This window comes from Qipengyuania zhejiangensis (genome assembly GCF_035607565.1).
Taxonomy (GTDB): Bacteria; Pseudomonadota; Alphaproteobacteria; order Sphingomonadales; family Sphingomonadaceae; genus Qipengyuania; species Qipengyuania zhejiangensis.
In genome coordinates, this window is record NZ_JAYKGO010000001.1 from 1,178,481 (window position 1) to 1,203,779 (window position 25,299).

A 25,299-nucleotide genomic window follows, 5' to 3' on the forward strand; every position below is an offset into this window, starting at 1 on the left:
ATTCAAAAGCAATTCGAAAGGTAAGCGACATGAGCGATGCTCTGACACTTCCGGCCGAGACGCGCGAACGGGCAGGCAAGGGAGCCTCCCGTGCACTGCGTCGCGAAGGCCGCGTCCCTGCCGTAATCTATGGCGGCAAGGAAGAAGCCGTATTGATCCACATCGAGGAGAAGGAACTGCGTCGCCAGCTTGGCAGCGGTCACTTCATGAACTCGATCGTCGAGATCGAGCTTGGCGGAAAGAAGATCCGCACACTTCCCAAGGACGTGTCGCTGCACCCCGTCAACGATCGCCCCGAACATGCCGATTTCCTGCGCATGACCAAGGGCGGCAAGATCGAAGTCTCGGTTCCCGTCGTGTTCCTCAACGAGGAAGCTTCGCCCGGTTTGAAGAAGGGCGGCGTTCTGAACGTGGTCCGTCACGAACTCGAACTGATCTGCGAAAACGACAAGATCCCCGGCGAAATCGAAGTCGATGTCACCGGCAAGGATGTTGGCGATTCGATCCACATCAGCGAAGTGAAGCTGCCTGCGGGTAGCGAAAGCGCGATCACCGATCGCGACTTCACCATCGCAACGCTTGTCGCTCCGTCCGCTCTCAAGAAGAGCGAAGGCGCAGCAGGCGACGACGCGACCGGCGAAGGCATGGCAGCTGGCGAAACGGCCGCGACCGAACAGGGCGTGGACGAAGACGCAGCCGAGGAACAGGAAGACAAGGGCGAATAAGCCTTCTTCCTTTCACCGTATTCAAGGCGCCGGGCTTCTTCGTGAAGTCCGGCGTTTTGCTTTTGCGCGACGCACGGCTAGAGGGCGCGGATGCAAATCTGGACAGGCCTTGGAAATCCCGGACCGCAATATGCGATGCACCGACATAACGTCGGTTTCATGGCGTGCGACGTCATCGCCGACATGCACGGCTTCGGGCCGGTCCAGAAGAAGTTCTCCGGCTGGGTCCAGGAAGGGCGGATCGGAACGCAGAAGGTGCTGTTGCTCAAGCCGGCAACCTACATGAACGAAAGCGGCCGCGCCGTGGGCGAAGCGCTGCGCTTCTACAAGCTCGAGCCTGACGCGCTGACGGTGTTCCATGACGAACTGGATCTCGCCCCGTTCAAGGTAAAAGTCCGCACCGGAGGCGGCCTTGCCGGCCACAATGGCCTGCGGTCGATCAACCAGCATGTGGGCCCCGATTTCCGCCGTGTCCGCATCGGCATCGGGCACCCGGGGCACAAGGACCGCGTGACCGGTCATGTCCTGGGCAATTATGCCAAGTCGGAAATGGATGATCTGGCGGCTATGCTGGGGGCCATTTCCGCCGAAGCCGAATGGCTGGCAAAAGGCGATGATGCGCGTTTCATGAGCGAGTTCGCCCTTCGCATGCAGGAATAACCCGATCGGCGATTTTGCAATCCTTGGCGGCTTGCAAAAACAGTGTGTCCATTTGAGACAGGCTGATTTGCCGGATCGCTAACGCAAAGGATTGCTGACAGGGATGAGGCACTTGGATAACGCACTATTTACCAGTTTCGGGGGTTACTATGAATTGGCGCGCACTCATCGTTAAGGCGGCTGCCGTTTTCGGCCTGGCTTTTGCAGCCCCGGCTGCGGCCGAGCCGATCATGCTCGATTCCGCTTCGGTCGGTGACAGCTTCACAGTCGGCTTCGACGGATTTGTCGATGGCGGATCGTCGCTCGAAGGTCTGAGCAGCGAAATCACGCTAACGCTCGATAGCATCGTGAACGGTGTCTATAATTTCTCCTATTCGGTCACGAACACCGGTTCGACGACCGACGGCGTCAGTTCGCGGGTTTCCAGCTTCGCGTTCAACACCAATCCCGACATCACCGGTGCCAGCAGCACCGGAACCTATGCCTTCACCAACACCGATTCGAACTATCCGAACGGCATCGGACGCGTCGACGTATGCTTCCAGGGCACCAACACCGGAAGCTGCGCTGGTGGCGGTTCGGCAGGCCTGTTCGACGGCGAAACCGGCACCGGTACGCTCAGCCTCGACTTCGGAACGGCTCCGGCCAGCCTGACGCTCGACGATTTCTATGTCCGCTACCAGTCGGTTTCGGGCCTGGGTGACGTGACCTCGGCAAGCGGACGCCAGACGTCGACTTCGGGCGGCACCGATGTCCCTGCCCCGGGCATGATGCTGCTGTTCGCTCTTGCCACGCTGGCGCTGTTTGCCGGAACGCGTCGTCGCCGGTTTGCGATGCCGCAGACGGCCCCGGCACTGGCTTACGCCTGACGCTAATTTTCCCGGTATTGCTGCCGGACGAAAAAAGGCGGCGCGCAGAACCTGCGCGCCGCCTTTTTCATGCCTGACGCCCAAGTCAGTCCGCGGTTGCTTCCGAAAGATGGCGGGCAATAGCGGTGTTGTCGGGATCGAGCCGAGCGGCGCGCCTGAGCATTTCGGTTCCGCGCTGACGCGATCCGGACTGGACCAGCAGCCAACCCGCCGTGTCCAGAATTGACGGGTAGTCCGGCTCCAGCTTGACCGCCTCAAGCGCCAGCTTCAGCGCTTCGTCATCCTGGCCCAACTGGGTTTTCACGTAAGACAGATTGTTCAGGACCATCGCGTTCGACGACCCCGTCCTGTCCAGAATGGCCTGATATTGCGTTTCCGCCTCGCGCCATTGGCTGTTTCGCAGCGCACTATCGGCCTTCGCCAACGCCCCGCCGAGCCATTGCGGCGACGGCCTTTGGGCCCGCCGTGCGAATTCGGCAGCCGATCCGCTGCCCGCCGCCCGTGCAGCCGCAGCAGCTATGTCCAGCTCGTTCTTGTTTGCATCGGGGCGTGTTGCAACCGGGCGGATCATTTCCAATGCGCCCGCAGCATTGCCGTCCGCCAGACGCGCGCGCGCCACCAGCGTTCGCAATTCGCGCGAACCGGACTGGCGGACCTGCGCCGGTTCCAGCCAGCTTAGCGCGAGCGAAGGGCGATCCAGTTCCAACAGCGCTTCGCCGTATCGGGCAACGGCCAGCGGACTGTCGCGCAGTTCATTTTCCAGCGGCTGCAGGATAGTGCGGACCTGCGTCCAATCGCCCTTGCCCGCCGCAACGCGAGCGCGCACCGCAGCCACCTTGAGGGCTCTTGGCGAATCGTTGCCGAGTGCGTCGGCGATTTTCTCCGCCTCGTCGAACCGGCCAAGCCGGGCGAGGACATCGGCCTTTCCGAGCAAGGCGTCGAAGTTCGCGGCATGCAGGCCCAGCGCGCCATCGTAGGCATCCAAGGCCTCGGGAAGTTTGTTTATCGCCGCGAGGATTTCGCCCCTGACCAGAAAGCCTTCCACCAGCTTGCCATCAGCGGCGAGCGCCGCGTCGATCAACTCCTGAGCGTGTTCAACCGCGCCGCGCGCCAGTTCGAACCGCGCATAGGCTGACAGCAAGGGGGGGTGGACGTCATCCCGGCCAGCACCGGCCTCGAACGCTCTCGCGGCCTCGGCAAATTCCCTGCGACCGATATGGGCCAGCGCCCTAACGCGGTCAGCCGCGCCGGTCTGTTGCGTTTCCACCAGCGTCAGCGCTTCGTCGTAGCGACCCCGCAGAACTTGCGCTTCGGCGCGCAACACGGTGGCTTCCGCACCCTTCAGCACTTCTGCCGGAAGTTCGTCCAGCGTGGCCCCTGCACCATCCCCGTCGCCCAGTGCGATCTGGGTTCGGGCCAGCAGCAGCCGCATCGCGAGTTCGCCAGGCTGTTCGCGCAGTCCCGCAATCAGGGCGACGCGCGCGCCACGAAAATCGTTGGCCGCAAACGCCGCGCGCCCGTCGGCAAAGCTGGTTTCAGGATCGGGAGAACAGCCGGCCAGTGCCACGGCAAGGACCAGTGTCGAACAGATATTTCGGATCGATTTCATGATCCGGGCATAGCACGCAATCTTGAAATTTTCGTGAAGCCGGTAGCCCTTTTCCACCCTGGATGGGGGCACGTTCAAACCTCGCGATTTCCGTGTTATGGCCCGCAGCACACAGGAGATTGTCCATGCCCTCGATTACCCGCCGATCCTTGCTTGCCGGCGCAGCCGCTACCGGGGTGCTCGCCGCGAACGCCCGAAGCGCTCTGGCGCAAACCGTTCCGATGACGCCGAACCTTGCAGGGAAGAGCGTGTTCATAACGGGCTGCTCTTCCGGTTTCGGGCGCCTTGGCGCGGAAACCTACGCCAGGCTCGGGGCGCGTGTTTTCGCGACCATGCGCAACCTGCCGCGCCCCGAAGCGGACGAATTGCGCCAACTGGCTCTCGACGCCAAGCTCGACCTGTATGTGCTCCCCCTCGACGTTCTGCGGGATGACGAGGTGGACGCTGCCGTTGCCGAAGCGGAACGGATCAACGGCGGACCGATGGACGTGCTGGTCAACAACGCCGGGATCGGGATCAGTTCGCCCGTCGAATTGCAGGACATGGAAGCGACCAGGCTGATCTTCGACACGAACGTCCTGGGGTGTCACCGCGTGGCGCGCGCAGTACTGCCGGGAATGCGGAGCAAGGGCGCAGGCCAGATTTTCCAGATATCCAGCCAACTTGGCCGCGTTATCGTGCCGTATTCGGGCCATTACTCGGCCACGAAATTCGCACTCGAAGCGATGAGCGAGCAGATGGCTTACGAGCTGGTGCCGCATAATATCGATGTCACGATCATCCAGCCCGGCGGATATCCGACCAAGGTGTGGGTGAATCGCAACGTCAATTCGGCGGCTTTGAAAGAACGCGTCACGGCGGTTCATGCCGATGGCTACCGCGCCCAGTTCGAACGGATGGGCACCGAAGACGGATCGGGCCGCAGCGCCAATCCGCAGGACGTGCCCGATGCGATCGCCCGCACCATTGCCATGCCGCCCGGGACCCGCCCGCTGCGGATACCGGTCCACCCCGGACCCAAACCGCAGGTGGTGATCAACGAGGTTAGCGCGCGTGTCCAGACCGAATGGCTGGGCGGCTCGGGCTATGGCCCGCTGATCAAAGCGGTCCATAACGCCTGAACCTATGGCATTCGGCGGCGCAGCGGTCTAAGGGCGCGGCCAAACACTATTTCCGGAGTTATCGATGGGTTTCCGCTGCGGGATCGTCGGCCTGCCGAATGTCGGCAAGTCCACCCTTTTCAACGCCCTTACTGAAACGCAGGCCGCACAGGCCGCGAATTACCCGTTCTGCACGATCGAGCCGAACGTGGGCCAGGTTGCCGTGCCTGACGAACGGCTGGACAAGATCGCCGCGATTGGCGGCTCGGCCAAGATCGTCCCGACCCAGCTTGCCTTCGTGGACATTGCCGGACTGGTGAAAGGCGCGAGCAAGGGCGAAGGATTGGGCAACCAGTTCCTCGGCAACATCCGTGAAGTGGATGCCGTGGTCCATGTGCTGCGGTGTTTCGAAGACGACGACATCCAGCACGTGGCCAACAAGGTCGATCCCATTGCCGATGCCGAGGTGGTCGAAACCGAACTGATGCTGGCCGATCTGGAAAGCCTCGAAAAGCGCGTTCCGGCAGCTGCCAAGAAAGCGACCGGCGGCGACAAGGAAGCAAAGATCATGGCGTCCGTCCTGGGACAGGCGCTGGAACTGCTGCGCGAAGGCAAGCCAGCCCGGCTGACCGAGCCCAAGGATGACGAAGAAGCGCGCGTCTTCAGCCAGGCGCAGCTGCTCACCGCGAAGCCTGTCCTCTACGTGTGCAACGTGGGCGAAGAAGATGCGGCCAAGGGCAACGCCCTTTCCGATCTCGTTTTTGCCAAGGCCGCTGCCGAAGGCGCGCAGGCGGTTGTCGTTTCGGCCGCTATCGAAAGCGAACTTGTCTCGATGCCCGCGGAAGAACGCGCCGAATACCTCGCGGAACTCGGGCTGGAAGAAAGCGGCCTGAGCCGGGTCATCCGTGCCGGTTACACGCTGCTCGGTCTCAAGACCTTCTTCACCGTGGGGCCGAAGGAAGCCCGTGCGTGGACCTTCCCCCAGGGCGCCCGCGCTCCGCAGGCCGCTGGCGAGATCCACACCGATTTCGAACGCGGCTTCATCCGCGCCGAAACCATCGCCTATGACGACTTTGTCGCGCTTGGCGGGGAAAGCGGTGCCAAGGAAGCCGGCAAACTTCGCCAGGAAGGCAAGGAGTATGTCGTCCAGGATGGCGACATCATGATGTTCAAGTTCAACGTCTGAGGACAGACATGAAGCAGTTCGCAGCCGCCCTCGCCTTCGCGCTCGCCTCGTTTGCGGGGGGATGCGCGACGGTGCCCGACCCGGCAGCGTCTTCGGCAATCCGCGAAATTCGCGAACCGGTAACCATTCTCGTATCGATTGACGGGTTTCGCGCCGATTATCTCGACAGGGGGCTGACGCCGACGCTGTCAGGACTGGCGGATGACGGTGTGCGCGCCAGCATGCAATCGTCCTTCCCGACCAAGACTTTCCCCAACCACTGGACGCTGGTCACCGGCCTCGTGCCCGATCACAACGGTATCACCGCCAACAGGATGGAAGACCCGCGCCGCCCCGGCGAAGTTTTCACCATGGCAAATGTCGATCCGTTCTGGTGGTCGGACGCGAAACCGATCTGGGTCGAAGCGGAAGAAGCCGGTATCCGAACGGCGGCCATGTTCTGGCCCGGTTCCGCGGTTCCATGGGGCGGCACGGCAAAACGCTATGGTCCGGTGGACGACGGGATACTTCCGCAGGATTGGCAGCAATTCTCGATGCAGGTGACCAACCGTCAGCGCGTGAACAGCGTGCTGGACTGGTTGCGCCGGCCGGCCGAAATGCGGCCAGCTTTCGTCACCCTTTATTTCGACACGCTCGATTCCGCCGGGCACGATGCCGGGCCCGACAGCGCCGAGGTGGACGGAAGCCTCAAGGATATCGACAACCACATCGCGATGCTGCGGGCCGGTCTTGCCGAACTGGGTCAGCCCGCCAATCTCGTGATCGTGGCCGATCACGGAATGGCGCAGACCAGTTCGAGCCGGGTCATCGCGCTCGATGAAATCACCGATCCATCGCTGTACCGCATCGTCGAGAATGGCCCTTACGCCACCTTCGAAGCGACAAGCGGCAACGAAGCCGCCTTCGAAGCCGCAATCCTCGCGGACCATCCTCATATGGATTGCTGGCGCAAGGGGGATATCCCGGCCCGCTTCGCTTATGGCACGCACCCGCGCATACCGCCCTATCTCTGCCTGGCAGACACGGGGTGGAGCATCCTGCCGAGCCGGTCACAGGCAACATGGACCGGCGGAACCCACGGTTACGATCCTGCCGTACCCGAAATGGCGGCGCTGTTCCTTGCCAATGGCCCTGCCTTCCGCAGCAATGTTACCGCGCAAGGGCTGGTCAACACCGCAGTGGCGCCCCTGCTGCGCGAATTGCTGGGCTTGCCGCGGGCAAGCCGCTCCGACGGTTCGCTCGACGCCTTGCGTCCAGCCTTGCACGATTGATTTCAGGAACGCTTGTGACCCCATCGCCGTTGCACCCCTGAACAACAGGGAGTTACCGCGTGGTCGACAAGTCCGAAAAATTTAACTGGTTCGTGAGGCTGGGCTATTTCAGCCGCGCGATTCTGTATTCCGTGCTGGGCCTGATCGCGCTGACCAGCGCGGGCAAGATCGCGCAAGGCACCAACGGTATTTTCCAGGCGGTGAAGGAGTTTCCTCTGGGAACGGCCGTGCTTTGGCTGATGGTCGTGGGCCTGCTTGCCTATGCGCTTTTCCGGTTTGCATCGACGTTCTTCGACATCGAAAATCAGGGGAGCGACGCAAAAGGATGGGCGAAACGCCTGGGCCATGCAGGCAGCGCAATCGGTCATCTTGCGCTGGCATTCTCGGCTTACAAATTCGCTTCCAGCGGATCGGGCGGCAGCGGGGACGGCGCACAAAAGGCGGCATCGGGCGTCCTGTCGATGGAATTCGGCGGCGTTTTGGTCGGCATCCTCGGCATCGCGTTTTTCGTCGCCGCGGTATTCCAGGCCAAGAAGGGCCTGACCGGAGAATTCATGCATCGCATCTCTGGCGCCGCACCGTCCTATACCCGCCAGATTGGCGGGGCCGGTTACGTGGCACGCGCAGTGGTCTTCCTCATCATCGGCTGGTCGCTCATCAAGGCCGGCTTGCTGTCTGCTGGCAGCGAGCAAGTAAAGACACTTGGCGACGCCGTGGCATCGCTTGCCGGTGAAGGCATCGTCTTTACCCTGGTAGCCATCGGCCTGCTGCTGTTCGGGATTTTCAGTTTCATTCTGGCGCGATACAAGATCATTCCGGATATGGGCGCGAACGGCCGGGTCCCGATCTTCCGGGCCTGAACTCCAAGATTGATATTGCCTCGCCGGACTGCCTGCGGCATCCGGCGGGGCATGGTCTTTTTCGAAGATATCGTTGTCGGCTCCAGCCAGACGTTCGGACGCTACGAAGTCACGCGTGACGAAGTTATGGATTTCGCACGCAAGTACGATCCGCAACCCTTCCACCTTGATGACGATGCCGCCGCGCAAACCCATTTCGGCCGCCTTTCGGCCAGCGGATGGCACACCTGCTCCATGACAATGGCGATGCTGGTCGAAAACCTCACCGCCAACAGGCAGGCAGGCCTGGGTTCGCCCGGCGTGGACCAGCTGCGTTGGGTAAAACCAGTCTATCCCGGTGATACCCTACGCTGCGAAAGCACCGTTATCGAAAAGCGCCGCAGCAGGTCACGGCGCGAAATGGGTATTTTCAAAAGCCGGATAACAACGTTCAATCAGCACGATGAACCGGTGCTCGACATGGTCAGCAACGGCCTTATCCGCGTTCGCGATATCGACGCGCCGATCGAAGATTAACTCACGCGCCGCATTGGGCCAGGCCCTTGGACGAATAGACCACGCGATCCTTCCCATCGCGAACGGTCAGTTCGGCGGAATAGTCGCTCGTATCTTCACCGCTTCGCTGGCCGCTATCGGCGTCCAGGTCCAGCGTGAACGACACATCCTTGCCGTCGTACTTGCGCCGCGCGAGGTAGGGCAATTCATCGCTTCCCTTGTCTGCCGCAAATTGCAGGATTTCCCCCCTGCGCTTCATGTACCCCTCGTCGGCCATGGCCAGTGCGATCGCACCCATCCCGCCGCCATCGGGTACGAAGCTGCATCCAGCCCCGTAGAGGTTGTTCTTCTCGATATCGGGATAAAGAATGGCCTCGGGCACCAGCAATTCGACGGGCGCTTCCTGATGCGCCTCCACCTCGGCCACGGCGGCGCGCCGCTCATCCTCACTGGGTTCTTCGGAACAGGCTGCAAGCATCAGCAATGTCAGGGCAAATCCGATCCGCATCAGTGTCTCCCAAACAGTTTTTCGACGTCTTCCATCGACAGCTTTACCCATGTCGGGCGGCCATGGTTGCATTGCCCGGACCGCGGCGTGCGTTCCATTTCCCTGAGCAGGGCATTCATTTCCTCGACCCTAAGGACCCGCCCCGCCCTGACCGAACCGTGGCAAGCCATGGTCGCCAGCACCAGGTCCAGTCTTTCACCAAGGAGCAGGGCTTCGCCGTTGAGGGCGAGATCGTCGTCGATATCGCGGAGAAGTTTTTCCGGGTCGGTCTTGGCCAGGGCATGCGGCAAGCTGCGGACCAGCATGGCGGATGGGCCGAAACGTTCCATCGACAGACCAAGTCCCGCCAACTGGGGCGCGGCATCTTCCAGCCTGTCGCACGAGGTTTCTTCAAGCTCGACCACGGCGGGGATCAGCAGGGCCTGTTCGCGGGCGACGGCATCTTCCGCCCCTGCGGCGCGCAATCGTTCCAGCACCAGTCGTTCGTGCGCGGCGTGCTGGTCGACCAGCACCAGGCCGTCCTTCGCCTCGGCCACGATATAGGTGTTTGCCACTTGTCCGCGCGCCACGCCCAAGGGGAAGTCCGCGTCCTCGGCCGAGATTGGCGCCGCTTCTTCGGCACGTCCGCGCGGTTGGGCCATCACGTCGGCTTCGATGCCGCGCCACGGCGTCCCGGCATCGGCGACGCGCGATTGCGGCCCAGTCCAGTCACGACCGGAGAAGATCGACCGGAGCGCGGGTGCCGCATCGTCGCGCACCGGTTCGGATTGCCAACGGCCCATCGCTGCGGCGTCGGGCGATTGCGCGCTGCGCCGGTCGCCAGTCGCCAGGGCCTGGCGAAGTCCGGAAACGATGAAGCCGCGTACTGCCTGCGCGTCACGGAACCGCACTTCCGTCTTGGCCGGGTGAACATTGACGTCGACATCTTCGGGCGGAAGATCGAGGAACAGCGCCAGCACCGCGTGCCGATCGCGCGCCAGCATATCGGCGTAGGCACCGCGCACGGCACCGGTCAGCAGGCGATCCTTGACCGGACGACCGTTGACGAAGAGGTACTGGTGATCGGCCACGCCGCGGTTGTACGTTGGCAGGCCCGCCACACCGGACAACCGCATGCCCCCGCGTTCGAGCGCGATCTCGACCCCGTTTTCCTTGAGTTCGCGTGCGACGATCTGTGCGACGCGATTGGCCAGCCCTTCCCCGCCCTGCAGGCCAAGGATGCGCCGATCCCCATGATCCAGCGTTATCGCCACGTCGGGCCGCGCCATTGCCAGGCGGCGCACCACATCGAGACATGCTGCGTATTCGCTGCGCGGGGTACGCAGGAATTTGCGCCGCGCAGGGATCTTGCCGAACAGGTTTTCCACCCTAACCCGTGTTCCGGGCGGCAGCGCGGCCGGACCTTCGGCGGTCACATCGCCATGATCGACAACGCGCTTCCAGCCCTGCTCGGCCCCGGTGGGGCGGCTCTCCAGGGTGAACCGCGCAACACTCGCGATGCTGGGCAAGGCTTCGCCGCGAAAGCCGAGCGTCATGACCTGTTCGATCGCCTCGTCAGGCAGTTTGGAGGTAGCGTGCCGCTCCAGCGCGAGGGCCATTTCGTCCGGCGTCATTCCGCAACCGTCATCGGTGACTTCGAGGCTGGTCAGCCCGCCATCGATCAGTTTCACACCGATGCGGGCCGCGCCTGCATCGATTGCATTTTCGACCAGCTCCTTCAGCGCGGAAGACGGGCGTTCGACCACCTCACCGGCAGCAATGCGGTTGACGAGATTTTCGGGCAAGCGGCGTATTTCAGGCATCGCGAGGCAAGGTAGCGACGAATCGCCGCGAATCCGAGGTCAGACGTGCGGATTTCCCCCAATCCCGGTGCGGAAATTTTTGGCCTTTTGCGCACAGGGTCGCTAAGGACCGGCCACCAATCCCACACGGGGTGTTGCCCGGGTCGCTCCTCCAGCCCGCTGCACACCGCCATCAGACGGAAAATCGAGTTACAATGGGCTTCTGGAACAATCTCTTCAAATTCGGATCGCAGAACATGGCGATCGACCTCGGCACCGCCAACACGCTTGTTTACGTGCAGGATCAGGGCATTGTCCTGAACGAACCGAGCGTCGTTGCGATCGAGACGATCAACGGCGTCAAGCGGGTCAAGGCCGTGGGCGACGATGCGAAGATGATGATGGGCAAGACTCCCGACAGCATCGAGGCGATCCGCCCGCTTCGTGACGGCGTTATCGCCGACATCGAAATCGCCGAAGAGATGATCAAGCACTTCATCCGCAAGGTGCACGGCCGCAAGAGCCTGCTGCGCTATCCGGAAATCACGATCTGCGTTCCGTCGGGTTCGACCTCGGTGGAACGCCGCGCGATCCGCGATGCGGCCTCGAACGCCGGCGCGAGCCAGGTTTACCTTATCCTTGAACCCATGGCCGCCGCAATCGGTGCCGACATGCCGGTCACCGAACCGGTCGGATCCATGGTTGTCGACATCGGCGGCGGCACCACGGAAGTCGCGGTGCTTTCGCTTCGCGGGCTTGCCTACACCACCTCGGTCCGCACCGGGGGCGACAAGATGGACGAAGCCATCGTTTCCTATGTCCGACGACACCATAACCTGCTGATCGGGGAATCCACAGCAGAACGGATCAAGAAGGATTATGGAATCGCCCGTGCGCCCGAAGATGGCATCGGCGAACAGATTACCCTGAAGGGCCGCGACCTCGTGAACGGCGTCCCCAAGGAAATCACGATCAACCAGGGCCACATCGCAGAAGCCCTCTCCGAACCGATCGGAGCGATCGTGGAAGGTGTGCGGATCGCACTCGAAAACACCGCCCCTGAACTTGCCGCCGATATTGTCGATCAGGGCATCGTCCTGACCGGTGGCGGCGCGCTGATCCAGGGTCTCGACGAATATCTGCGCGAAGAAACCGGCCTGCCGGTCACCATCGCGGAAGACCCGCTTTCCTGTGTTGCGATTGGAACCGGTCGGGCCATGGAAGACCCGATCTATCGCGGCGTGCTGATGACAGCCTGAGGAAGGATTAGGTAATGGCGCCGACAGGCCAACGGCGCTCGAGCTATTCTCGCAGGGCGCAGTACAATCTGTTTACCGGCTACATTATCGCCGGCGTCGGCGCTCTCGTCGGTGCGATCCTGCTTGCGCTTTCCTTCTTCCAGCCCAGCCTTTTTGGCGGGCTGCGCGGGGCTGCTCACGACAGCATCTCACCCGCCACGCAGTCCGCGGCGACCGTGCGCACTGGCGGCAAGGGGTTATGGGATTCGATCAGTGGTTATTACCGCGCCGGATCGATGAACGCCGAGCTGAAACGGGAAATGGAAATCGCCCGGATAAGGCTGGCCGAAGCGCAGGCGGTGAAGCAGGAAAACGTACGCCTCAAAGGGCTGCTCGGTCTTCAGGACGACGTGATCAAACCGGTCGCCGTGGCGCGTCTGGTCGGCTCCACCTCCGCCAGCACCCGGCGCTTTGCGTATCTGGGTGCGGGCCAGGATCAAGGGGTCACCGTCGGTATGCCGGTCCGCTCGCCCCGCGGCGTGGTCGGACGGATACTCGAAGTCGGCGGCAAGAATTCCCGCGTACTTCTGCTGACCGACAGTGAAAGCGTGCTGCCCGTGCGCCGGGCAAAGGATGAAGTCGTCGCTTTCGCGGAAGGACGCGGAGACGGGCTGCTGCGCATCCGGCTGATCAATCTGGGCATCAACCCGCTGCAACCCGGCGACCTGTTCGTGACCAGCGGCGCAGGCGGATATTACCGCCCCGGCATCGCGGTCGCCATCCTCACCGAAAAGACCGACGACGGCGGCCTCGCCCGGTTGGTAAGCGACCCTGCGGCAACGGATTTCGTGGCGATAGAACCGATCTTCGAGCCTGAAGCGGCCGCAGCCGTCGACACACCGATCGAAGACGAACTGGGCGACTGATGGAGCGGATGAACCCGCAGTCGCGTAGCGACGCCTACGGAAGCCGGATCAACCGCTCGCATTCCAGCCTGCTGGCCAACGCCATTCCCTGGATTTCGATTGCGCTCGCATCGATCCTTACGGTGTTCCCGATCGCTGCCGCCTTGCCGATGGTTCCGCCGTTGGGCTTTCTGATGCTGCTGGGATGGCGCCTCGTTCGGCCCGGCCTGCTTCCGGTCTGGGCGGGCATCCCGCTTGGGCTGTTCGCCGATCTGTTCAGCGGTCAGCCGTTCGGCTTTGGCATGATGACATGGTCGCTGGCCCTGATCGGCATCGAAATCGTGGAAACACGGTTTCCATGGCGCGGGTTCTGGCAAGACTGGTTCACGGGCGGTATAATGACGATCGCGTATATCGTTGCCGGCTGGCTCCTTTCGGGAGCGCCTCCGACCTTCCCTTCGCTTGTAGCTCTTGGACCACAAGCCGTGTTTTCGATCCTGCTGATCCCGCTGTTCGCCCGCCTCGTTGCGCGCCTTGACCGGTTCCGCCTTACGCGCTGGTGGACCGTGGCATGAGGCGGTTGGGCAAGAACCGGCAACGCGACATCGTCAGCCAGACCACGCTGGACAACGCGTTCGACCGGCGTACCTTCACCATCGGCACTGCGATGGGCGGCATCGGTGTGCTGCTGGCGACACGGATGGCGTATATCGCCATTGCAGAGAACGAGAAGTACGAGCTTGAATCGGAAAGCAACCGGGTAAACCTGTCGTTGATCCCGCCGCGCCGGGGCTGGATTCTGGACCGCAACGGCGCCCCGCTTGCTTCAAACCGGGCCGATTTTCGTGTCGACATCATTCCCGATCGCACCCCCGATGCCGAAAGCACGATTGCGACCCTGACCGGCATTCTTGGCCTGGACGAAAACCAGGCCGCCGACGTCATGAAACGCATCGAGGATTCGCCCGGGTTTCAACCCGTCGAGGTGGCGTCCGGTCTGGCGTATGAAAAATTCGCCGCTGTCAGCGTCCGCCTGCCGGACCTTCCGGGCGTGGTGCCGCAACGCGGCTTTTCCCGGTTCTACCCAACCGGTCCATCGGTCGGGCACCTTGTTGGCTATGTCGGCCCAGCGTCGGCGGAAGAATACGAACAGGACCGCAACGCCCTGCTGATTACGCCGGGGTACAAGATCGGCAAGGACGGTCTCGAAAAGGTCTTCGAGCAGAAGCTTCGCGGCGTGCCGGGTGCCCGGCGGGTCGAAGTGACCGCTTCGGGACGGATCATCCGCGATCTGGAAACGCGCGAGGACACGCAAGGCAATCCCATTCACCTGACCATCGACGGGCCGCTTCAGGATTATGCGGCGCGCCGCATCGGGTTGGAAAGCGGTTCGGTCGTGGTCATGGACTGCGAAACGGGCGACCTGATGTGCATGGCTTCCATGCCCAGCTTCGATCCGAACAGTTTCTCGTCGGGCATTGGCCGGGTCGAATATTCCATGCTGCGCGACGACGAACGCGTGCCGCTCAGGAACAAGGTTCTCAAGGGCCTCTATCCGCCCGGATCGACGGTAAAACCGATGGTGTCGATGTCCTTCCTGCGCGAAGGACTGGACCCGGAAGAAACCGTATTCTGCGGTGGGGGCCTGCGCGTCGGCAACCGCGTTTTCGGGTGCTGGAACCGGCGTGGCCACGGTCAGGTCAACATGGCCAAGGGCATTTACCAGTCGTGCGACGTGTATTTCTATCACTTCGCCCAGCGCATCGGGATGGACCCCATCGCCTTGATGGCGCGGCGCTGCGGGATGGGCCAGGAATTCGACCTGCCCGTTATCAGCCAATTCTACGGCACGGTGCCCGACCCTGCGTGGAAAAAGGAAAAATACGGCAGCGACTGGCAGGCGTATGACACGGTCAACGCAACCATCGGTCAGGGATACATGCTGGCCAACCCACTCCAGCTGGCCGTTATGGCCGGTCGGCTTGCGACGGGACGCCATGTCGAACCACGGCTGCTGAAGACCACCCCGATCAAGGGCTTCGAGAACGTCGATTTTCCGGAGGAGCATGTGAAATACGTGCGCCAGGCGATGAGCGACGTGGTCAACGGGCCCGGCACGGCGGGACGCGGGCGGCTGCCGTTCGAAGACATCAAGATAGCCGGAAAAACCGGCACCGCGCAGGTCGTCAGCCTGAGCAAGTCCAACGGCAAGACCGGTCCGTGGAAATATCGTGACCATGGCCTCTTCATCTTCTTCGCGCCGTTCGACAAACCGAAATACGCGGGCGCGGTGGTTATCGAACATGGCGGCGGTTCGGGTGCGGCATACCCCATCGCGCGCGACGTGATGACGTTCCTGTTCGACCCTGCAAAGGGCATGGAAGCCTTGCGCGCCCTCGAATCGCAATGGGGCGGAACGGCTCAGCAGCGTCTCGATGCCAAGTACCGATCCTACGCGGCGGCGGCCGGCGAAGCGGTGGAACCGGTCCCCGCGCGCGAGGAAGAGATTTTCGACCGGGTCGAAGCCGAAGCGCGGGTCGAGGCCCGGCAGACCGAAGAACTGGCCGACGACGTGGTTCGCCCCCGGATCGACACGTCAACGTCTCCTGGCGAACCGCCTCCCGGATCGCGGGTCACCCCTGCCCCATCCCCAACCGCGACGCCTTCTCCGGCGCCAGCTTCAACCCCGGCGACACCTCAATGAGCGGCGTCATTCCGGCACCTGTTGCGCGCCAGCCATGGCAAATGCTGCTGCCGCTGTTCACGCTGATCGGCTTTGGCGCATTGGTGCTGTATTCTGCTGCCGGCGGATCGTGGGACACCTATGCGATGTCGCATCTCGTCCGGTTCGTGGTCTTTCTCGGCATGGCCGCCGTGATGAGCCAGTTCAGCCGCGAAATGGCGATCTTTTTCGCCTTCCCGATCTATGGCGTGATCATCGTGATGCTGGCGGCTGTGGAAGCCATCGGTTTCGTCGGCGGGGGAAGCCAGCGCTGGCTGAACCTTGGCTTCATGCAGTTGCAGCCGTCCGAGCTTATGAAACCGGCGATCGTGCTAGTTCTGGCCCGCTTTTACACCACCTTGCCCGTGGGGTTGATCCCGACCTGGCGATCGGTCGTCCCGGCGGGAGCGCTTATCGCCCTGCCCGTGGCGATGGTTCTGCTTCAGCCTGACCTCGGCACATCGCTGGCCATCGCATTCGGTGGCGCGGTAATCATGTTCGTCGCCGGCCTGCCCTTGCGGTGGTTCATCGGTGCCGCAATCGCGGCGGCGGTCCTTGCGCCGGTGGCGTTTTTCTTCGGGCTTCAACCCTATCAGCAGAAACGCGTATTCACCTTCCTCGACCCGGAAAGCGATCCGTTGGGCGATGGGTACCACATTACCCAATCCAAAATTGCCATCGGGTCGGGTGGCCTCACCGGCAAGGGGTTCAACGAAGGTTCGCAGAGCCACCTCAACTATCTACCCGAACCGCACACCGACTTCATCTTTGCCACCATGGCGGAAGAATGGGGCTTTCTTGGCGGGGTCGTCGTTCTCGGGGCCTTCGCTTTCATCCTTGGGTGGGGCCTGTCGGTCGCACGGCAAAGCAGCGACCGATTTGGAAAACTGATCGCAACCGGAATGACGGCGACGATCTTCTTCTATGTCGCCATCAACCTGATGATGGTTATGGGGCTTGCCCCGGTCGTGGGCATCCCCCTGCCCTTCATGAGCCATGGTGGCAGTTCGATGATGACCAATATGATCTGCATCGGCTCGCTCATGATGGTGAATCGCTGGAACCGCCTGGCGCCGCGCGCCGGCCTTACGCTGTAACGTCGGTCTAGAACCGCACGAGGTTCAGCTTCAGGGCCCGTACGATTGCACCGATCCGGTTGTGGGTGCCCATTTTCTCGTAAACCCGCTTGGAATAGGTTCGCACGGTTTCCGGCGAGAGGCCGAGGATAGTACCGATTTCCCCCACCGATTTGCCGCGAACGATCCATCCCAGAACCTGAAGTTCGCGTTCTGACAGGCTTGGCCTGGTGTTCAGACGGATAAGCAAGCGACTGACGCGCATCTGCGCGGCTTGCGAGACCGCGATGATCGCGCTCCTGTCCGAACTGGCGACTTCGGCGGGCGGCAGGTCGAAGTCCATGCTTGCATAGGCTTCACGCCCGCCAGAACCGAACAGCGGAATCCCGAAACCGTGGATCAATCCATGCTCGCGCATCGATGCGAAGCATTCTTGCTGCGCCGATGTATTGGGCGCCAGTGCCATCGCATCGGCCCAGCTGATTGCTTCGCCATGGCGCATGGTGCGTTCGGGAATGGGGTCGTTCAGCCGGAACGATTTCTCGTTATAAAGGGCCAGCCATTCGTCCGGGAAGCCTTCGGAATAGATCACGGTCCTTGCCGAAATCGGCGATTCCATGACCGGGGTGAAATGGTAGCTCTGTCGCTTTACCCCGAGATCGCGCGCAAAATCCCTTACCAACATCAGCACCTCACCGATATCCTCAAGACCTTGTATTCGCTCGAACTCGCTTTCCATGCCGGCTCCGTCGGTACGGGTTAGCTGTCCCCAAATCGGGCTACTGGCTGCGATCCACTGGCAAGCCTAAGGAAGGATCCGGAACCGATCAAGGCGGACAGTCCCGCCGATTCGGCAAGAGGTCGCTCTCTATGGAAAACGGGATATCGTCCCCCGCCCCGGTCGGGGTACGCGAGGATGTGGACTGCGAATGCCTGCGCGGGCTGTCTTCGGATGCCGCCGGAGATCAGGTTCTGGTGGCGGTGTGCCGTGCAGCCCAAAACGGTAACCGCCTGACAATCTGGGATCTTCCCAAGGTTATCGACCTCGATCTGGCCGAAATCTTTGCGGCGGTGAGGGTGCTCGAAATGGGGAAATTCGTACACGTGGGCGACAATCCCGCCGATCCGTTCGGGGCCACTGTCGAACTTGGCGATGGAACAATCCAGCGGTTGCGTACGCCGCGTGCGGGATGATCGGCAAAAACCCCTTTTAATCCACGCAGGGGCGTTTATATGAGCGCCTCCCCCGATTCGGGGCGCCCGGAAACGGGCACGCGGCAAGCCGCAGTGTGGACGCATAGCTCAGTTGGTAGAGCAGCTGACTCTTAATCAGCGGGTCCTAGGTTCGAGCCCTAGTGCGTCCACCATTTTCCCGATATCCCATTTTGATGTTGCGGCTGATTTGCCGATCACATTACGATGTGATAGCGGGCGCATCATGGCTACTGACACCATCACCCGAGTCCGGACCCTCGTTGCCGAAGGTTCGATGACCCGCGCAGGCCTGGCCCGCGCCGCCGGTCTTCATGCAAACACGCTTCGCGATTGCGGGGAAGACGGCTGGAACCCCACCGCCGATACCCTCGGCAAGCTTGAACGTTTCCTTGAGGCGAACGACGAGACCCCGGTTCTCGTCCCGATCGAGGAAATCATCGAAGAAGCGCGGAACGGGCGCATGTTCGTCCTCGTCGATGACGAAGATCGCGAGAACGAAGGCGATCTCGTTATCCCTGCTCAGATGGCAACGCCCGATGCGGTCAACTTCATGGCCACGCACGGACGCGGCCTCATCTGCCTGACCTTGACCCGTGAACGCACCCAGCAGCTCGGTCTGGAACTGATGAGCCGTTCAAACGGCACACGGCATGAAACCGCCTTCACCGTCTCGATCGAAGCGCGCGAGGGCGTCACGACAGGTATTTCGGCTGCCGATCGCGCCCGCACCGTTTCCGTTGCGATCGACCCCAACCGCAACACGCAGGATATCGTCACGCCGGGTCACGTCTTCCCGCTCATCGCACGCGACGGCGGCGTATTGGTTCGCGCCGGCCACACGGAAGCCGCGGTCGATATCGCGCGCCTCGCGGGCCTTAATCCATCGGGCGTGATCTGCGAGATCATGAACGAAGACGGCAGCATGGCGCGTCTCGACGATCTCGTCGGGTTCGCACGGCGGCACAATCTCAAGATCGGGACCATCCGCGATCTTATCGAATACCGGATGCGGCACGATCACCTGGTCGAGCGCGCCAGCGAAAGCGCGTTCACCTCGGACTATGGCGGTGAATGGCGCGCGATGACCTATCGCAACGCTGTCGACGGGAGCACGCACGTCGCTCTGCAGAAGGGCCGCGTCGAGCCGGGCAAGCCCACGCTCGTCCGGATGCACCGTATCTCGATCTTCGACGACGTCCTTGGCCGCACGGGTTCGCGCAAGCGTACCTTGCAGCGGGCGATGAAGGTCATCGGAGAAGAAGGCGCCGGCCTTATCGTGGTGCTGATGCCCAATCGTCCGGAATACCTGCAGAACGAAGTCGGCGGCGTGCGCCCGACCGATTCGGGCGAATTGCGCGAATACGGCGTCGGCGCCCAGATCCTTGCCGATCTCGGCGTGCACGAAATGGAACTTCTCACCAATTCGCACCACAATGTCGTGGGCCTCGAGGGCTACGGTATTTCTGTCACGGGCGAACGCCCCATTCCGGAGTAAGCACTTGGCCCGTTTTCTGATTGTCGAAGCGCGTTTTTACGATCACCTCAACGACATGCTGGTTGTTGGCGCGCGCGCCGCGCTGACCAAGGCCGGACACGAAGCCGATGTCATCACCGTTCCCGGTGCGCTTGAAGTGCCCGGCACGATCTCGATGGCTGCCGACAGCGGGCAGTATGACGGGTTTGTCGCCATCGGCGTGGTTATCCGCGGTGAAACCTATCACTTTGAAATCGTCGCGGGCGAAAGCGCGCGCGGGATCATGGCGTTGACTATGGACGGCATCGCCATCGGCAACGGCATCCTTACGGTCGAGAACGAGGATCAGGCGCTTGTCCGCGCCGACCCAGCCCAGAAGAACAAGGGCGGTGAGGCCGCTGAGGCAGCCATGGCGTTGCTGGATCTGCAGGCCAAATTCGCAACCTGACACGGTGGCGGAATTCGCAGCCCTGATGATGATCGCATCGGGTGCGATCCATGCGGTTGTGAACGCCGTGCTGAAGTCAGGTGACGACAAGCTGGCAAGCCGGGCGCTGATAGATCTGAGCGGGGGCCTGCTGGTCCTGCCGGCGATCTTTCTCTTCCCTGCACCGCATGGTGCCTGGGGCTGGCTGGCCGGCTCGCTGGTCGTCCACGCCATCTATTTTCTGTCGCTTGTCCGCGCTTTCGAGGTTGCGGACATGAGTGCGAGTTACCCCGTCATGCGCGGCACGGCTCCTGTTTTTGCCGCGATGGGAAGCGTCGCGTTCCTCGGCGATGCGATCACCGCGCCGGTTGCTGTTGGAATGGGCCTTGTGACGACCGGCATTTTCGCCAGCGCGATCGGTCGCAATCTGACCTGGCATGCGCTGGGCTGGTCCTTGCTGACCGGCATGTCGGTTGCCTGCTACACCGTGCTGGACGCGGGCGGTGTAAGAAATGCGCCTTCGCCCATGTCCTACATCGCCTGGGCGTTTTTCGTCCTTGGGGCCGTGATCGGCGCGTCCTTTGCGCTGTATCGCGGGCCGCAGTTCATCACCTACGCACGCCGGAATTGGCGCGGCTGTGTGGCGGCAGGCGCTCTGGGCGTGGTTAGCTATGGCCTGGCGATGCTGGCCTATTCGGTCGAAGACCTGCCGCGGCTTGCTCCGTTGCGCGAAAGTTCGATCCTGTTCGCGCTGGTGATCGCAGTCGTTTTCCTGGGCGAAAAGGCTGACCGGCTGAAAATTGCCGGCGGCGCGACAATTTTCGCAGGCGTGGTGACGTTGCTGCTTGCCCGTTAGGCGGAGCCATCCAGAAATTCGCGCAGACCAAGCGGGGAAAATGCCCCGATGATGAGTTGCTCGAACACGCCGATGCCAACCTTTCCATCGTTTGCGGTTACCTTTACCGGCATCTGGACATGGAGATTTTCCGGCTGAAGCGGGTCGAGATTGTCCAGATCGATGTCCTCACGGACCGACTTGGGACCGCCATGATACAGGCCGTGGTTCCATTCCGGATGCGTGTACCCCAGCCCCTTCATTTGAAAACGCCCCAGGGGTTCGAACGTCACTTCTTCAGGCGCACCGCGCACCGCGAGCGACAGCGTTCCATCCGACGGCCAGCGGGTTTCCGGGGTCAGCCGCGTTCGCATGCTGCCGATGCCTTCGTGGATTTCGTCCGGACCGGCGCCCTCGCCTGCCCACGCAGCGCGGGTGTTCCAGGCTTCGCCATGCTCGTCGTTGTTCACATGGAAAAACAGGCTGCCGTCGGGAAAGTTGATCGGGGTCCATTGCCAGAAAAAACCCGGCAACGTGTGCCCCGGCATCGGCTGGAGATCACGCGTCCCCACGGGCCGCACACCCCAACTGCGGTCACGTGTGCCCATCGTGTCGGCATCGAGATCGCGCCGGTCACCGTCGACCTCGATCCAGCCATCGTAACGCCCGTTCTGCGTCATGCGGGTGTAATCCATGAACGCGCGCGGCCCGATGCGGTGCGTGAAGCGCGGTTCCTCGATCGGAAATGCCCGGCCGGAAAAGGTAATGTCGGCCGAAATGCCTTCGAAATCGTCGACGACGATACGAAGCTGTTCCAGCGGCTGCACGACTTCGATACGGATCGGGCCGACGGACAGGTCCATTCGTTCCATCCCCAGCTGGCGGGTGGCGTGAATGCAGTGCTGCACACCGCCGCGGATCACGTTGAAGTGCGCGTCTATGACATCGAGGTGCGGGTAAATTCCCAGCGCCGCCGCAAAAAACCCGCTGCCATCGGGCGCATATCCGTTGAAGAAATACCGGTCGTAGAAATTCCGGTCGGTGCCGGAATACGCCACCGGTTCGGGAGTTTGGTGGATCGGGAAATCGTCGCCGCGCGTAAGTACCATCAAACTGTCTCCTTGAGTGCCGCGATACTGTCATGCGCCAGGGCCAGCGAACAGGCCCCTCGTGCCATGGACAGAAAGTTGGCGTCGCCGCGAACGGTGCGTTCCACGAAGGCGGCGCTGAATACGGCAGTAGATACCCCGTGCAGAATGCCGAGGCGGTAATCGTCCATGATATCGGCACGTGTGAGGTTTACGCCGCGCTCCGCCATTTCGGAGAGCCACAGATCGAGCAGTTCGCCCTCGTGCTCGCGCCAGAGCGCCACGCCAATCCCGCACCCCATCAGATAGCCGACATCGGTCATGGCCTTGCCGATCGTGACCGTTTGCCAGTCGAGCACGGCGATGGGTTCGGCCCCGCCACGAACGTCGAACAGCATGTTGTCGAGGCGGAAATCCCCATGGACAAGACATTGCGGCGGATCATCGCGGTGGAACCACAGGGGCGCCGCTTCGGCCAGTTCTTCGCAAACGCGCATCATCGCCGGGTCCAGCGTGTCGGCATACCTGTCACGGAAGATGGCCTGCGCCTGCGGGTACAATTCGGCGATCTTGGGGCCAAGATCGGGAGGTGGCTGGATCCACTCGGCTTCCAGCAGATCGGCCCTGCCCCAACTGGGTGCGTGGACCGCGGCGGCCTGACCGATGGCGGCGCGCGCATCGCCAATGCCGCATCCGGAAATCTGGTCGCCCTGGCGGGCCGGACCGAGGTCTTCGAAAAGAAGGATGAAATCGCCGCCGTCTTCGCTCACGTCGGCAAACAGGACTTGCGGGGCGCGGACCGCCAGATGCGGGGCCGCCTGCCGGTAGAATTCCACTTCCTTGCGGTACAGCCCGAACATCACCGCCGTGCCCCTGCTTGCGGCATCGGCGGCGGAAAATTTACCGGCAAGCGTCGACGGGCAGCCCTGCCCTTCGAGATGAAACCGCACGCTGTCGCCCACCTGGCCTGTGCCAATCGGCTGCCAGGTCACGCTGTCGACACGCAGGCCGAGCACGCCGCTCAGCCATTCGGCCGAAACCTCATCGGGATGCACTGGGAAGTCCGCCAAGCCCCTCTCCTCAAAAGAGCAATAGGGAAGGCTAACCCGTGTGCGACCCCATGACAATCACGGGGTAAAGAAACCCGGTATCAGGCCAGCTTTCCGAAGCACGCACCGCCGGCATAGACGGCGCTGTCGCCCAGTTCTTCTTCGATACGGATGAGCTGGTTATACTTGGCCAGGCGGTCCGAACGGGCGAGCGAGCCGGTCTTGATCTGCCCGCAATTGGTCGCAACGGCGAGGTCGGCGATGGTAGCATCCTCCGTCTCTCCCGAACGGTGCGACATGACGGCGGTGTAACCGGCACGGTTGGCGATGCTTACCGCGTCGAGCGTTTCGGAAAGCGTGCCGATCTGGTTGACCTTCACCAACAGGGAATTAGCCAGCCCCTGCCGGATGCCGTCGCTCAGACGCGTCGGGTTGGTAACGAACAGATCGTCCCCCACCAGCTGGACCGTCGCGCCGACACGGTCGGTCAGCGCCTTCCACCCGTCGAAATCGTCTTCCGCCATGCCATCTTCGATCGAACGGATGGGATAGTCGCGGCACAGCTTGTCGAGATATTCGGCCATTTCGTGCCCGTCGAGCGAGAGGTTTTCGCCCGAAATCTCGTATTTCCCGTTCTTGAAGAATTCGGTGGAGGCGCAGTCCAGCGCAAGGACGATGTCTTCGCCCGGCTTGAAGCCGGCCTGCTCGATCGAGGCCATGATGAAATCGAGTGCATCGCGCGTGCTGGCCAGGTTCGGTGCGAAGCCGCCTTCGTCGCCGACCGATGTCGCAAGCCCCTTTTCGTGCAGTTTTTTCTTGAGCGTATGGAAAACCTCGGCACCCCACCGCACCGCTTCCGTCAGGCTGTCGGCGCCCACGGGCATGACCATGAATTCCTGGATGTCGATCGGGTTGTCCGCGTGTTCGCCGCCGTTGATGATATTCATCATCGGGACCGGCAGCACATGGGCGGAAACGCCGCCGATATAGCTGTAAAGCGGAAGGCCACGGGCCGCTGCCGCTGCCTTGGCAACCGCCATGCTGGTGCCAAGGATAGCGTTGGCGCCGAGCCGCGCCTTGTTCGGCGTGCCGTCGAGAGCGATCATCACCTGATCGACATCGCGCTGATCTTCGGCGTCGATACCCAGTATCGCATCGGCGATTTCGGTATTGGCCGCATCGACCGCCTTGGTCACACCCTTGCCCAGGTAACGGTTCTGGTCGCCGTCGCGCAGTTCCACGGCTTCGTGGGCACCGGTGGACGCGCCCGAAGGGACCGCGGCGCGGCCGAAGCTGCCGTCTTCCAGCAGAACGTCAACCTCGACCGTGGGATTGCCACGGGAATCGAGAATTTCGCGGGCGTGGAGGTCGATGATCGCGGTCATGGTAGCGTATGCTCCGGACAAAGGTGTTGTAATTGTGTATGACACCCCCAGATGGAGAGTCGGACGCGCTCTATTCGCCGGAACATCGGCGTGCAAGTTGCGTTGGAGAAACGAGGGCCGGGTTTTGAAGATAGCCTGGATGAATACGAATTGAGGGTAAGGACGAGAGCAATGGCCGAAACCAGCGGAACCGACGCGCCGAAACAGCGCAAGACGAACAGCAAATCCACCACCAGCAAATCACCTGCCGCCAAAACGCCGCGCAAGACCGTGGCCAAGAAGGGCGCAGCCAAGGAGACCACCCCCGTGACCAACACTATCGAACCGAACACCACCACCGACAAGCGCAGCGAAGCCAAATCGCGCTTCAACGCCGCGCTCGAAGAAGCCAAGGCCGGTGCCGCTGCCCTCAAGGCAGACGGTAAGGACCGCGCTGTCGCCTATCGCGATCAGGCCAAGGGCAAGAGCGAAGATTGGGTAGCGGAAGCCAAGGCCTATGGCACCGACGCCAAGGTCAAGGGCAAGGAACTGGCCGTCGAAGGCAAGGTCAAGGCCAGCGAAGGTCTGCGCTCGCTCAGCCGCATCGTCGATGAAAACGCCCACCAGGTCGACGACAAGCTTGGCGCCAAGTACGGCGACTATGCGCGCACCGCGTCGCGTTCGCTGGATGAATACGCCTCGAAGCTGGACCAGAAGAGCGTTGACGACCTGGTCGAAGACAGCCGCGAAATGGTCCGCAAGAGCCCCGGCCTCGCGGTCGGCATTGCAGCGGTCGCAGGCTTCATGCTTTCGCGCCTGTTCCGCGGATCGCGTTGATCGTC

General features: G+C 62.2%; 25 protein-coding genes and 1 tRNA gene. 19 read left to right on the forward strand and 7 right to left on the reverse strand.

Features of this window, described 5'->3' with window-relative positions; genetic code table 11:
* The first annotated feature begins 29 nt into the window (after positions 1 to 29).
* From VR863_RS05640 to VR863_RS05650, 3 genes are all read left to right on the forward strand, one after another.
* Positions 30 to 725, forward strand: coding sequence for a 50S ribosomal protein L25/general stress protein Ctc (locus tag VR863_RS05640; protein WP_324827457.1), 696 nt, complete (start codon positions 30 to 32; stop codon positions 723 to 725).
* 90 nt (positions 726 to 815) lie between these two features.
* Complete coding sequence (gene pth / locus VR863_RS05645) at positions 816 to 1,385, forward strand: aminoacyl-tRNA hydrolase (RefSeq protein ID WP_324827458.1); 570 nt, start codon at positions 816 to 818, stop codon at positions 1,383 to 1,385.
* A gap of 149 nt (positions 1,386 to 1,534) precedes the next feature.
* Complete coding sequence (locus tag VR863_RS05650; RefSeq protein WP_324827459.1) at positions 1,535 to 2,254, forward strand: cistern family PEP-CTERM protein; 720 nt, start codon at positions 1,535 to 1,537, stop codon at positions 2,252 to 2,254.
* Between the two features lie 85 nt (positions 2,255 to 2,339).
* Here VR863_RS05650 and VR863_RS05655 read toward each other — a convergent pair whose 3' ends face one another.
* Positions 2,340 to 3,863 (reverse strand): tetratricopeptide repeat protein, encoded by a 1,524-nt coding sequence (locus tag VR863_RS05655; RefSeq protein ID WP_324827460.1) that lies wholly within the window; start codon positions 3,861 to 3,863, stop codon positions 2,340 to 2,342.
* Positions 3,864 to 3,988: 125 nt separating this feature from the next.
* On the opposite strand from VR863_RS05655, the gene VR863_RS05660 reads away from it, so the two are divergent.
* The 5 genes from VR863_RS05660 (at position 3,989) to VR863_RS05680 (ending at position 8,796) form a co-directional block, all read left to right on the forward strand.
* Positions 3,989 to 4,984, forward strand: coding sequence for an SDR family oxidoreductase (locus VR863_RS05660; RefSeq protein WP_324827461.1), 996 nt, complete (start codon positions 3,989 to 3,991; stop codon positions 4,982 to 4,984).
* A 64-nt stretch (positions 4,985 to 5,048) separates the two neighbouring features.
* Positions 5,049 to 6,149, forward strand: coding sequence for a redox-regulated ATPase YchF (gene ychF / locus VR863_RS05665; protein ID WP_324827462.1), 1,101 nt, complete (start codon positions 5,049 to 5,051; stop codon positions 6,147 to 6,149).
* Between the two features lie 8 nt (positions 6,150 to 6,157).
* Complete coding sequence (locus VR863_RS05670; RefSeq protein WP_324827463.1) at positions 6,158 to 7,420, forward strand: alkaline phosphatase family protein; 1,263 nt, start codon at positions 6,158 to 6,160, stop codon at positions 7,418 to 7,420.
* 59 nt (positions 7,421 to 7,479) lie between these two features.
* A complete protein-coding gene (locus VR863_RS05675) occupies positions 7,480 to 8,280 on the forward strand; it encodes a DUF1206 domain-containing protein (protein WP_324827464.1) in 801 nt (266 codons plus the stop codon).
* A gap of 51 nt (positions 8,281 to 8,331) precedes the next feature.
* Positions 8,332 to 8,796 carry a MaoC family dehydratase gene (locus VR863_RS05680; RefSeq protein ID WP_324827465.1) on the forward strand — a complete coding sequence of 155 codons (465 nt, stop codon included), beginning with the start codon at positions 8,332 to 8,334 and terminating at the stop codon, positions 8,794 to 8,796.
* A gap of 1 nt (position 8,797) precedes the next feature.
* On the opposite strand, the gene VR863_RS05685 is transcribed toward VR863_RS05680, so the two are convergent.
* Positions 8,798 to 9,283, reverse strand: coding sequence for a hypothetical protein (locus VR863_RS05685; RefSeq protein WP_324827466.1), 486 nt, complete (start codon positions 9,281 to 9,283; stop codon positions 8,798 to 8,800).
* Positions 9,283 to 11,085, reverse strand: a complete 1,803-nt coding sequence (mutL, locus tag VR863_RS05690; RefSeq protein ID WP_324827467.1) for a DNA mismatch repair endonuclease MutL — start codon at positions 11,083 to 11,085, stop codon at positions 9,283 to 9,285. The genes VR863_RS05685 and mutL overlap by 1 nt, the downstream gene beginning before the upstream one ends.
* Before the next feature lie 194 nt (positions 11,086 to 11,279).
* On the opposite strand from mutL, the gene VR863_RS05695 reads away from it, so the two are divergent.
* Genes VR863_RS05695 through rodA form a run of 5 tightly spaced genes read left to right on the forward strand, consistent with a single transcriptional unit; the run spans position 11,280 to position 17,026 of the window.
* Complete coding sequence (locus tag VR863_RS05695; protein WP_324827469.1) at positions 11,280 to 12,323, forward strand: rod shape-determining protein; 1,044 nt, start codon at positions 11,280 to 11,282, stop codon at positions 12,321 to 12,323.
* Positions 12,324 to 12,337: 14 nt separating this feature from the next.
* Positions 12,338 to 13,228 carry a rod shape-determining protein MreC gene (locus tag VR863_RS05700; RefSeq protein WP_324827470.1) on the forward strand — a complete coding sequence of 297 codons (891 nt, stop codon included), beginning with the start codon at positions 12,338 to 12,340 and terminating at the stop codon, positions 13,226 to 13,228.
* Positions 13,229 to 13,236: 8 nt separating this feature from the next.
* Positions 13,237 to 13,782: a rod shape-determining protein MreD gene (locus VR863_RS05705; protein WP_324827471.1), complete on the forward strand. Its 546-nt coding sequence runs from the start codon at positions 13,237 to 13,239 to the stop codon at positions 13,780 to 13,782.
* Complete coding sequence (gene mrdA / locus VR863_RS05710) at positions 13,779 to 15,911, forward strand: penicillin-binding protein 2 (protein WP_324827472.1); 2,133 nt, start codon at positions 13,779 to 13,781, stop codon at positions 15,909 to 15,911. Before VR863_RS05705 ends, mrdA begins: the two co-directional genes overlap by 4 nt.
* The gene (rodA, locus tag VR863_RS05715) at positions 15,908 to 17,026 is read left to right on the forward strand and encodes a rod shape-determining protein RodA (protein WP_324827473.1); all 1,119 of its coding nucleotides are present in this window, start codon (positions 15,908 to 15,910) and stop codon (positions 17,024 to 17,026) included. The genes mrdA and rodA overlap by 4 nt, the downstream gene beginning before the upstream one ends.
* Before the next feature lie 7 nt (positions 17,027 to 17,033).
* Here the strand turns inward: rodA and VR863_RS05720 are convergent, their stop codons facing one another.
* Positions 17,034 to 17,744 (reverse strand): helix-turn-helix transcriptional regulator, encoded by a 711-nt coding sequence (locus tag VR863_RS05720; RefSeq protein WP_324827474.1) that lies wholly within the window; start codon positions 17,742 to 17,744, stop codon positions 17,034 to 17,036.
* A 131-nt stretch (positions 17,745 to 17,875) separates the two neighbouring features.
* Between VR863_RS05720 and VR863_RS05725 the strand changes: the two genes are divergently transcribed.
* The 5 genes from VR863_RS05725 to VR863_RS05745 all read left to right on the forward strand — a co-directional run bounded on the left by VR863_RS05725 (position 17,876) and on the right by VR863_RS05745 (position 20,977).
* The gene (locus VR863_RS05725) at positions 17,876 to 18,199 is read left to right on the forward strand and encodes a hypothetical protein (RefSeq protein ID WP_324827475.1); all 324 of its coding nucleotides are present in this window, start codon (positions 17,876 to 17,878) and stop codon (positions 18,197 to 18,199) included.
* 97 nt (positions 18,200 to 18,296) lie between these two features.
* Positions 18,297 to 18,372: transfer RNA gene (locus tag VR863_RS05730), tRNA-Lys, on the forward strand.
* A gap of 71 nt (positions 18,373 to 18,443) precedes the next feature.
* A complete protein-coding gene (gene ribB, locus VR863_RS05735; RefSeq protein WP_324827476.1) occupies positions 18,444 to 19,715 on the forward strand; it encodes a 3,4-dihydroxy-2-butanone-4-phosphate synthase in 1,272 nt (423 codons plus the stop codon).
* 4 nt (positions 19,716 to 19,719) lie between these two features.
* Positions 19,720 to 20,142, forward strand: coding sequence for a 6,7-dimethyl-8-ribityllumazine synthase (gene ribH, locus VR863_RS05740; protein WP_324827477.1), 423 nt, complete (start codon positions 19,720 to 19,722; stop codon positions 20,140 to 20,142).
* A 4-nt stretch (positions 20,143 to 20,146) separates the two neighbouring features.
* Positions 20,147 to 20,977, forward strand: coding sequence for a DMT family transporter (locus VR863_RS05745; RefSeq protein ID WP_324827478.1), 831 nt, complete (start codon positions 20,147 to 20,149; stop codon positions 20,975 to 20,977).
* Here VR863_RS05745 and VR863_RS05750 read toward each other — a convergent pair.
* From VR863_RS05750 to eno, 3 genes are all read right to left on the reverse strand, one after another.
* Positions 20,974 to 22,065, reverse strand: a complete 1,092-nt coding sequence (locus tag VR863_RS05750; protein WP_324827479.1) for an Rv3169 family protein — start codon at positions 22,063 to 22,065, stop codon at positions 20,974 to 20,976. The genes VR863_RS05745 and VR863_RS05750 overlap by 4 nt on opposite strands.
* Positions 22,065 to 23,114 (reverse strand): aminoglycoside phosphotransferase family protein, encoded by a 1,050-nt coding sequence (locus VR863_RS05755; protein ID WP_324827480.1) that lies wholly within the window; start codon positions 23,112 to 23,114, stop codon positions 22,065 to 22,067. The genes VR863_RS05750 and VR863_RS05755 overlap by 1 nt, the downstream gene beginning before the upstream one ends.
* An 80-nt stretch (positions 23,115 to 23,194) precedes the next feature.
* Positions 23,195 to 24,478 carry a phosphopyruvate hydratase gene (eno, locus tag VR863_RS05760; protein WP_324827481.1) on the reverse strand — a complete coding sequence of 428 codons (1,284 nt, stop codon included), beginning with the start codon at positions 24,476 to 24,478 and terminating at the stop codon, positions 23,195 to 23,197.
* A 171-nt stretch (positions 24,479 to 24,649) separates the two neighbouring features.
* Between eno and VR863_RS05765 the strand changes: the two genes are divergently transcribed.
* Positions 24,650 to 25,294 (forward strand): hypothetical protein, encoded by a 645-nt coding sequence (locus tag VR863_RS05765; protein ID WP_324827482.1) that lies wholly within the window; start codon positions 24,650 to 24,652, stop codon positions 25,292 to 25,294.
* The last annotated feature ends 5 nt before the right edge of the window (positions 25,295 to 25,299 follow it).

Coding starts and splice junctions, on each gene's coding strand:
- VR863_RS05640 (WP_324827457.1), top strand. CDS start 30: ATGAGCGATGCTCTGACACTTCCGGCCGAGACGCGCGAACGGGCAGGC.
- pth (WP_324827458.1), top strand. CDS start 816: ATGCAAATCTGGACAGGCCTTGGAAATCCCGGACCGCAATATGCGATG.
- VR863_RS05650 (WP_324827459.1), top strand. CDS start 1,535: ATGAATTGGCGCGCACTCATCGTTAAGGCGGCTGCCGTTTTCGGCCTG.
- VR863_RS05655 (WP_324827460.1), bottom strand. CDS start 3,863: ATGAAATCGATCCGAAATATCTGTTCGACACTGGTCCTTGCCGTGGCA.
- VR863_RS05660 (WP_324827461.1), top strand. CDS start 3,989: ATGCCCTCGATTACCCGCCGATCCTTGCTTGCCGGCGCAGCCGCTACC.
- ychF (WP_324827462.1), top strand. CDS start 5,049: ATGGGTTTCCGCTGCGGGATCGTCGGCCTGCCGAATGTCGGCAAGTCC.
- VR863_RS05670 (WP_324827463.1), top strand. CDS start 6,158: ATGAAGCAGTTCGCAGCCGCCCTCGCCTTCGCGCTCGCCTCGTTTGCG.
- VR863_RS05680 (WP_324827465.1), top strand. CDS start 8,332: ATGGTCTTTTTCGAAGATATCGTTGTCGGCTCCAGCCAGACGTTCGGA.
- VR863_RS05685 (WP_324827466.1), bottom strand. CDS start 9,283: ATGCGGATCGGATTTGCCCTGACATTGCTGATGCTTGCAGCCTGTTCC.
- mutL (WP_324827467.1), bottom strand. CDS start 11,085: ATGCCTGAAATACGCCGCTTGCCCGAAAATCTCGTCAACCGCATTGCT.
- VR863_RS05695 (WP_324827469.1), top strand. CDS start 11,280: ATGGGCTTCTGGAACAATCTCTTCAAATTCGGATCGCAGAACATGGCG.
- VR863_RS05700 (WP_324827470.1), top strand. CDS start 12,338: ATGGCGCCGACAGGCCAACGGCGCTCGAGCTATTCTCGCAGGGCGCAG.
- VR863_RS05705 (WP_324827471.1), top strand. CDS start 13,237: ATGAACCCGCAGTCGCGTAGCGACGCCTACGGAAGCCGGATCAACCGC.
- mrdA (WP_324827472.1), top strand. CDS start 13,779: ATGAGGCGGTTGGGCAAGAACCGGCAACGCGACATCGTCAGCCAGACC.
- rodA (WP_324827473.1), top strand. CDS start 15,908: ATGAGCGGCGTCATTCCGGCACCTGTTGCGCGCCAGCCATGGCAAATG.
- VR863_RS05720 (WP_324827474.1), bottom strand. CDS start 17,744: ATGGAAAGCGAGTTCGAGCGAATACAAGGTCTTGAGGATATCGGTGAG.
- VR863_RS05725 (WP_324827475.1), top strand. CDS start 17,876: ATGGAAAACGGGATATCGTCCCCCGCCCCGGTCGGGGTACGCGAGGAT.
- ribB (WP_324827476.1), top strand. CDS start 18,444: ATGGCTACTGACACCATCACCCGAGTCCGGACCCTCGTTGCCGAAGGT.
- VR863_RS05750 (WP_324827479.1), bottom strand. CDS start 22,065: ATGGTACTTACGCGCGGCGACGATTTCCCGATCCACCAAACTCCCGAA.
- eno (WP_324827481.1), bottom strand. CDS start 24,478: ATGACCGCGATCATCGACCTCCACGCCCGCGAAATTCTCGATTCCCGT.
- VR863_RS05765 (WP_324827482.1), top strand. CDS start 24,650: ATGGCCGAAACCAGCGGAACCGACGCGCCGAAACAGCGCAAGACGAAC.